Origin of the sequence: Methanosarcina sp. A14, from assembly GCF_001729375.1 — an archaeon.
Classification (GTDB): Archaea; Halobacteriota; Methanosarcinia; order Methanosarcinales; family Methanosarcinaceae; genus Methanosarcina; species Methanosarcina barkeri.
This window is the reverse complement of the sequence record NZ_LZPK01000233.1, coordinates 1-5102: the sequence shown is the minus strand read 5'-3', so window position 1 is coordinate 5102 and position 5102 is coordinate 1. Positions and strand designations below refer to the sequence as shown.

Here is a 5102-nt window from a genome sequence, read left to right as displayed (position 1 = left end):
TTACTTTGATTTATTTTTTACTTTTTTGAACGTATCAAAATAATTAGTAGAATAATTGCACTTTTGTGAAAAAAGAAGGAAATGAGAACATGAGAGATACCCTCATGCATTTTCATGCTAAACGAGCATAAAATTCATTGAATAACATGCACAAAATTAGGAAAGTTATTTCAAGCACCTTCATGCCAAATTACAGGCTTGATAGAGCATTTAAGATGTCAGTTAGATTTACTTTGATTTATTCAGTAAAACCGATCTTCTGCATCATTTCTGGATATCGAAATAAAGCCATTCCTGTTTTCATTTTTCGAAAGTTCAATTTTTCATAAAACGGTTCTTTTCCAGGCGAAGCATATAATATAAAATTACATTGCGGAAGTGAGTTTAAAATATGTTCAACAATTAGACTGCCTATCTTTTTACCCTGATACTCAAGCAGTACTGCTACATCATAAATTGCGGCTTGATATATTCCATCTGAAATTGCACGCCCAAAACCAATTAGTTCCTCGTTATCAAAAACAAATATAACAGTATGGCTATTTTCAAAGCATCTCTTATGCACATCTCCTTCAAAAGATGCCATATTAACTTCTTTTAATATTTCAGATACACGATTCCAGTCAATATTTAAGCAATCATATTGAGTTTTCAGGTCCATTCTACTCCTCAAATAATAGGTATATAGTATAAGTAAATATAAATTATAAATTTTGGGCGTATTTCAAATCCTATTCGTGAATTAGTAGATGGTTGATATTTTGTGTTTGAGTATTTTTGCTCATCCACATCTGTTTTCTAAGCTTACCTGCTTACAGAAAACTGAGCATACACAAAGCAGAAAATTAGAGCGAAAAGCGAATGTGTGAGTACTCTGGAAAATATCAGCTGATTATTGAAGGACTACCGTACTTTTGAATCTCTCTGCTTTATTCCTTTCAAGCTACTTTTCTCTTTTTTACGTTATTTTTCTAGTTTCACTTCCAAGTTTTTATAATTATGTTTTATTTTCCTTTTTTGTTATTCTTCTTTTTTCACATTCAGTTTTCCTATATTATGTTTTATTTTTCCTCTTTTCTGTTATTCTTCTATTTTCGTTCCTTTTTCGTTCTATCCTTTTGTCATTCTTCTTTTCGGGTTCTGACTTTTTGTGTTATTAATCTTAACACCATATGAACTTCAAAAATTTTATATAGTCTCGGGCCTCATTTTGTAGTACAAAATACGGGGGTAATGGTTAATTGAATAAGTTACGTAAGGCAGATCCAGAAGTTCGGGAGGATTTGCAAGGAAGAATTGAGGTTTTCGATCAGAGTATAAGAAGTTTTGAAAAACGACTCAGGGCAGTCGAGAGGCGCCTTTCTATAGAAGCTTCTACTGAACTGCAAACTGACAGATTTTTCTCAGGAAATTTTTCAGGACTTTTTCCGGTGGAAAATGCAGGAAGCATCGCTTCACACTCCCCAATTTTACCTCAGGTTCCATCGGTTTCTCCTGAAGCTTCTATTCGCGGAAATTCTTTTTTTTCGGATTTAGTTCCTTCAGTTTCGGAAGGAAATATTTCAAATTTTGAATTCAGTGCAGTACTTCCTTCGAGCGAGCCTTCGAATTTTTCTACATTTTCCGGGGAAAATTCCTCCGAGATGTCCGGAGCCAATTATAAAATCAAGAACATAAATGAGGTTTTTTCAAGCCTATCCGAAAGTCTCCGTTCCCTTCATGCTTCTCTATCCGAGCTTTCGAATTTTACTCATAACAACCTCAAATCCGAAATCGAAAAACTGGATATGGAGTTCCGTAACCTCAAGGTTCAGCAAGATGCAAAAAGTAAGTATATAATGGAACTTGAGTCCCGTGTAGAAATCCTCGAAAACCAGAATAGGCTTACCCTCGGCTCTATGAAAATTCCTTTTGAGATATCAGGAATTGCCGGGTCTTCAGTGCTTTTTCTTACCGGATTCCTTGTCTGGTCAGGTAGATGGGATGTCATAAAATCTCCTTATTTCTCTGCCGGGCTTGCCGTACTGATGGCAGGAGCCGTTTTCATGAAGTTTTACATGGCCAACCGCAGGAAGAAAGTACTGACAGATAAATAATGAAAAACAGACAAGTTATGAAAATATAGGCTCTACCGTAAAAATTCACTTCAATATTTACTTCAATATTTACTTCAATATTTACTTCAATATTTACTTCAATATTTACTTCAATATTTACTTCAATATTTACTTCAATATTTACTTCAATATTTACTTCATTTTTGAGAGAAAACGGAAGAAGACCCAGAGAGAAAACCCAGAAATGTATCGTTCCCAATTATTTGGTTGATTGTATGTCCAGAGGACCTTATGCTGTTCCCAGCTTATTATCCCGTTTCTGTGAAGTTAAACATGTTAACCCCGTGAACCAAAAAATAATGTAACTATTCAGTCTTGGTAAGACCGCATCAATAACTTCCTTTATTCAGATTCAATTGGTAAATTTCAACGAATTGATCATCTCTAATAAGTATCAAATGATTCTACTTTTTCTTTTTTCATCATTAGTTGCCTGGCATATCTATTACTTCAAAACCAATACGGTCTAACTAATTTTGATGATTAATAGTTACCAAAAAGATATAAATATTATATTATCTACCGCTATATCACTTGCCGATATATCGGGGTACGAAACATGGAAGAAAGCATCGATAATAATAAGATGTGTACAGAAATCAGGCGGGCTTTTCTCAAATATATCGTGCTGAAAATTATTAAAGAGAAACCTACTCATGGTTATGATATCATCAAGACGGTCGAGCGCCGCTCAAACGGGCGATGGACTCCGAGTGCAGGCTCGATCTACCCAATCCTGGAGAAACTTGAGTCAAAAGGTTTCATCCAGAGCGAGGGGATCGAACGCAGGAAAGTATACACGATCACCCCCAGGGGAGTAAAAGGACTGAACCGCATGACACAGGAAAAACTGGAACTCCTGAACGAGATGTCCAGGATCGTCAACAATGTGATTGAAGGCGACGATAACAGTGATGCTAAAGGAAAGGTGGACGATACCCAGGATGTTATGCAGCAGTCTAAAGCGGCACAAGACTGTGATTTCCAGAATCAAGAAGATGAAAACAACAAAAACGGAAGGTAATAAATTGAGTGAAAATCACAAGGGGAAGAGTATTGCATACAAATGGGTTGCACTGTTTAATGTGACCCTCGCATCACTGATGGGCTCCATTAACGGCAGTATTATCCTGATCTCTCTTCCCGCAATATTCAAGGGAATCAAGATGAACCCAATGGCTCCGGGGGCATTCCAGTACTTGCTGTGGCTCCTGATGGGCTTTGGTCTGGTAACGGCTACACTGCTCCTCACTATTGGTCGGCTGGCGGACATGTATGGCCGGGTAAAATTGTTCCGGCTTGGATTCCTAATATTCGCCATCGGTTCAACCCTGCTCTATCTAACGCCTGGCACAGGCAATGCTGGTGCTTTGGAACTAGTTCTTTTCAGGCTCATACAGGCTGTAGGCAGTGCATTCACTATAGCAAACGGCTCAGCTATTATTACAGATGCTTTTCCGGTAAGCGAGAGGGGAAAGGCACTCGGCATAAATATGGTCGCATTTATGTCAGGTCAGTTCATTGGCTTGCTGCTCGGTGGTGTACTGGCTACATACAACTGGCGCTATGTGTTCTTGGTTAACATTCCCTTTGCTGTTCTTGGAACAGTGTGGTCCTACTGGAAGATGAAGGATATTTCGTTCCGGGCATCCAGGACCAGTCTCGATATTGTAGGAAACTTACTTTTTGTCGGCGGGCTGACCTCGCTTCTGATCGGTGTCACTTATGCCCTGATGCCTTACGAGCATAATGGTATCACCGATGCAATGGGCTGGAACAACCCCTGGGTAATGACAGTTCTAGGTATCGGAATCGCATTGCTGATTGCTTTCCCGTTTGTCGAGAGCAAGGTGAAGAACCCAATGTTCAAGCTTGAGTTTTTCAAGATTAGAGCTTTTGCCTATGGATGTCTCGCCAGTTTTACTGCAGCTATTGCACGAGGTGGTGCCATGTTCATGCTTATTCTTCTGCTACAGGGTATCTGGCTGCCACTTCATGGTTACCGCTTTGAGGAAACGCCGTTATGGGCAGGAATTTATATGTTACCTATGACTCTCGGCTTTATGATCATGGGACCGATTTCCGGTATGCTCTCGGACAAGTATGGGCCTCGATGGATCGCCACTATAGGGATGACTATCGTTACATTTGCCTTCATCGGACTCTCGCTGCTTCCCTATAACTTTGATTACTGGGAGCTAGGAATACTGATTTTCTTCATGGGTATTGGGAATGGTATGTTTGCCTCTCCTAACAGCTCATCGATAATGAATTCTGTGCCACCTCAGAACAGAGGTGTCGCGTCGGGCATGTTGTCCACATTGGCGAACTCAGCCAATACCCTGAGCATGTCCGTATTCTTCACCGTTGTGATTGTGGGAATTCAAAAAGCTTTCCCAGGTGCAGTTAAGGCTTCGTTATCCAGCTTTGGGTCTGAACAGGTTATCCCTGCTGTGCAGCAGCTCGCCAGTTATCTAGCCAGTATGTCACCGACCAACGCTTTGTTCTCTGCTTTCCTGGGCTACAACCCTATGGATTCAGTTCTGAGCTCTATGAATTCGAGTATTGTTGGCTCAATACCGCAACAAATCGTGACCACACTGACAAGTAACTACTGGTTCCCGCAGACATTACAGCAGGCATTCATGCCAGCGTTGCGGATTTCGTTCATAATCGGAGCTGTACTCTGTGGTATAGCTGCCGTGCTGTCGGCAATGAGGGGACAAAGGTATGTGTACGAAGCTCACAGCTCGGTTAGTAATGTTAACAAAGGTGATCTTGCAACAGTAGAGGAAACACATTCCTAATTTTTGGCATACTGGATAAGGATTATTGCTGTAATAAGCATAAATAAAAAGAGAATACGGAGAACAGAAAATACGGAGAACATGAAGTACGGAGAAATAATGCAGAAGCAAGATCCAGTATCCTTCTTGCCTCAGGCTCTTCCAGCATAAATCTGTCCAGATAGGGTCCTTCCAAATC

At 40.0% G+C, this 5102-nt stretch carries 4 protein-coding genes; 3 read left to right on the top strand and 1 reads right to left on the bottom strand.

What is annotated here, in order from left to right; all coding sequences use genetic code 11:
- Nucleotides 1–238 precede the first annotated feature (238 nt).
- Nucleotides 239–661: a GNAT family N-acetyltransferase gene (locus A9239_RS11365; protein ID WP_048119438.1), complete on the bottom strand. Its 423-nt coding sequence runs from the start codon at nucleotides 659–661 to the stop codon at nucleotides 239–241.
- Between the two features lie 580 nt (nucleotides 662–1241).
- Here A9239_RS11365 and A9239_RS11360 point away from each other — a divergent pair.
- From A9239_RS11360 to A9239_RS11345, 3 genes are all read left to right on the top strand, one after another.
- Nucleotides 1242–2096 (top strand): hypothetical protein, encoded by an 855-nt coding sequence (locus A9239_RS11360; RefSeq protein ID WP_048119441.1) that lies wholly within the window; start codon nucleotides 1242–1244, stop codon nucleotides 2094–2096.
- 580 nt (nucleotides 2097–2676) lie between these two features.
- Nucleotides 2677–3141 (top strand): PadR family transcriptional regulator, encoded by a 465-nt coding sequence (locus tag A9239_RS11350; RefSeq protein WP_069575305.1) that lies wholly within the window; start codon nucleotides 2677–2679, stop codon nucleotides 3139–3141.
- Complete coding sequence (locus A9239_RS11345; protein ID WP_238985568.1) at nucleotides 3095–4924, top strand: MFS transporter; 1830 nt, start codon at nucleotides 3095–3097, stop codon at nucleotides 4922–4924. The genes A9239_RS11350 and A9239_RS11345 overlap by 47 nt, the downstream gene beginning before the upstream one ends.
- The last annotated feature ends 178 nt before the right edge of the window (nucleotides 4925–5102 follow it).